The 2,890-nt window shown below is 35.2% G+C and carries 2 protein-coding genes and 2 pseudogenes; 1 reads left to right on the top strand and 3 read right to left on the bottom strand.

Features of this window, described 5'->3' with window-relative positions:
- The 3 genes and pseudogenes from WIW89_RS05450 to WIW89_RS05460 form a co-directional block, all read right to left on the bottom strand.
- A pseudogene (locus tag WIW89_RS05450) lies at positions 1-774 on the bottom strand (DUF4322 domain-containing protein); the annotation flags it as partial.
- Between the two features lie 213 nt (positions 775-987).
- Positions 988-2,223, bottom strand: a complete 1,236-nt coding sequence (locus WIW89_RS05455) for a glycosyltransferase (RefSeq protein WP_337720033.1) — start codon at positions 2,221-2,223, stop codon at positions 988-990.
- Positions 2,224-2,336: 113 nt separating this feature from the next.
- Positions 2,337-2,483 (bottom strand): annotated as a pseudogene (locus WIW89_RS05460) (IS256 family transposase); the annotation flags it as partial.
- Between the two features lie 203 nt (positions 2,484-2,686).
- Between WIW89_RS05460 and WIW89_RS05465 the strand changes: the two are divergent.
- Positions 2,687-2,890 (top strand): DJ-1/PfpI family protein (locus WIW89_RS05465; RefSeq protein ID WP_337720034.1); only part of this gene is annotated, 204 nt, incomplete at its 3' end.

Consider the following 2,890-nt stretch of genomic DNA (forward strand, 5'->3'; position numbering starts at 1 on the left):
TCCTATAAGAGGTCTCTATGGGACCCCTTACCTTATTGTACAAATCCAACACTTCCCTCTTTGGTATCTCGAGGTAGCCCTAGCAAAATAAACAACACTCTTCTCCTTTCTCCTAACCTTCTCCTTGCTGTACACGAGAAGTCTGAACTTGACCTGCTCATCCCTCCTACTTACTATTAGTCTTATAATCCCCGTCAAACTCCTCATCCTTAACATCCCCAACTGGGACAGCAATTATGTACTTAAACTGTGAAATGAAGTTGAGCACGTCGACAGTGTAGAGACCAGCGTCAAGAGTTATCAACCTTATCTTGAATCCCATTGCAACAACTTGCTCCACAAGGATCACTATCTCTTCCTTAGTCATAGTGTTAACTTGTTGAATGAAGGCAAGTAAAAGTACTCTCCCCTTATACTTGGTTGTTGCGTAGTTCCAAGAGTTTCCCTTCTCTGAACTTCCGAGTCCTTTCACCGGTTTCCCATACCACGTCTTTGTTGTCCAGTCTATTGAAAGATCTATCTCCTTTACCCCCTTTAGTACTTCTAAGGGTATTTTCCTAGCATTTTCCAATCGATTACTTCCATTCCTTGTTTCTCTACGTAGTTCCTCACGGTCTGTGGGGATACGTCATATGCTCTGGACTTGTTCTCTACTGAATCGTAAACACGCGGAGATGAGGGTTTTTGCTACCTCTTCTCCTTTCCCTTAAAGCATGGAAAGTAATTTATATCCTATTTGTTGAATGTTTGGTGAGGGAGAATTGGTGTTACCATCTTCCTATGTCACGTGGTAATACTCTATCTCCCTCACCTTAAACCCTTTCTTCAATTCTTTATACTCTTATAAATTTCTTTATCTTTCACGGATTAGATATTATCCTATCAGAAATATTTTTTCTAATATGATTTTGGGTCTACCGATATGGGTTAGGCTATTCCCTTCTAAAGCGAGCTATATATAAGAGAGCTTAATAGACTTATTATAATTCAATTTTTAGCATATTTAAGAATTATTTCTTTAACACTATTTGCTACATTATCCCAACTAGAATGCAATTTAAGAAAATCTAAAAGTTTAGGTTCGTTAATTATTTCATCCATCTCTTTTTCGTTTGAAGAAAGAATTTCATATGCTTTTCTACTCATGTCTCCCTGGTCAAACTCTTCAACTATTTTAACTGCCTTTAGTCCACAGTATACACTTCTTATTGCAGGTATTCCATACGCAACTACTGGGGTACCTAACGCTAGAGCCTCTAATACTACTAAAGAAAATCCATCTACATGCGTGGGATAAATAGAAAGTTTAGCTCTAGAAACTACATCATACAGCTTTTCCCTTGGTACAAAGCCTAGATATTCAACATTTAATCCATATTTTTTGACTTTTTTCCAAAATAGTTTCTCATTATATTTATCAAAAAATCTTCCCATAAGAACTAGTTTAACTCTTTTAGATAGTTTCGCTTGAATTCTTTTTAATATGTCTGGAATTTCATGAATTCCTTTATCTTGATTTAATCTGCTCCAAAAAACTATATAGTCTTCTTTTCCTCTATTTCTATATTTAAGAAGCTCAGGATCAAAAGCATTACCAGGAAAAAGTACTTCTCCTGTAATTCCACTTGCTTCTAAAGATCCTTTGCTAACTGCTGCTACAAAACTTGGCTTATATTTCTTGAGCGTCTTCTTATATTTGGGTTTAGAATATAATTCATTATGTAGGAATCTAGTGTAAAATCCTTTTCCAGTATATGGATTGAATTTATAAAATTTTACTAATCTTTTTAAGTATTTTATGGAATCGTTATAAAATAACGGTTCATGTAGAGTCAATCCGAATTTAGTTGACTTGCCTAAATAAAATATATCGAATGATGTATGATCGGGCTCATATAGGAAATCTACATCAACAGCGTATCTTTTAGATACTTCCTTTGCTATTTTATCTGAAAGCAAGAATCTTTTAATTCCAGTAACTCTAAATTTATTTTGCTCCTCTAGAATTGAGTAAAATTCTGGTACAATTTTTATTCCTTCTCTTTCAATTTCTTTAGCTTTTTCCATCAAAACTTCTTTATTCCAAATAAATACTGGACTTGAAGGATAATAAACTATATTAAAATATTTAGTTAATCTCTTAACTACTTCGTATGCGTGTTCTGCCCCTCCACCGGCAAATTTAGGCGATAAGAAATTATTGTAAACTATTCCTAGCTTCATATGTGAGAGTTATGATTTCTTAATAAATTAAAATTCTCTGCTATAGCGGGTGATTCAGGGCTCCTTCGCAAATTGTAATATATCTCTCGGTTTAGACTTATTCAATGAAGGAATTACTGAATATATTTGATCATATCACGAAGAAATAAGGATTCTTGTAATATTATTACAAGGATGAGATAACAGGTCGAAAGGTTGTAGTTGAGGGCTATGGTCTGGACGATCTGTAGTATCCTCCAGGTGGAGTGGCATTTTCCGAACTCTCCGGGAGGGAGTTGAAGGAGGTGATTTTGGGTCTACCGTTGTAGACGGTACCGTAGAGGCATATCTCCACCATTTACTTTAAAGGTAGATTAAAATAATATAAAGCCTTTGAGAGGGATAAGGTGGGGACTTATAACGGTTTGATTAGACTAACAACTAATTAATGTTATTAGTTTATATTGCCACAAATTATCACACTATGAAAGTACTCTTTATAGTAGGAGATGAATATGAGGATATTGAACTGTTATACCCGTTTTATAGAGTTATAGAAGAAGGCTTTACTCCGGTTATTGCGGGTAAAGAAAAGGGAGGAAAGATAGTCGGTAAACACGGTTATACTGTAGTAGCGGATATCTCGTTTAAAGAGGTAAAGCCCGAAGAGTACTCAGCTCTGGTAATT

The organism is Stygiolobus sp. CP850M (assembly GCF_037389425.1).
In the GTDB taxonomy this organism is placed as follows: Archaea; Thermoproteota; Thermoprotei_A; order Sulfolobales; family Sulfolobaceae; genus Stygiolobus.

Coding starts and splice junctions, on each gene's coding strand:
- WIW89_RS05455 (WP_337720033.1), bottom strand. CDS start 2,223: ATGAAGCTAGGAATAGTTTACAATAATTTCTTATCGCCTAAATTTGCC.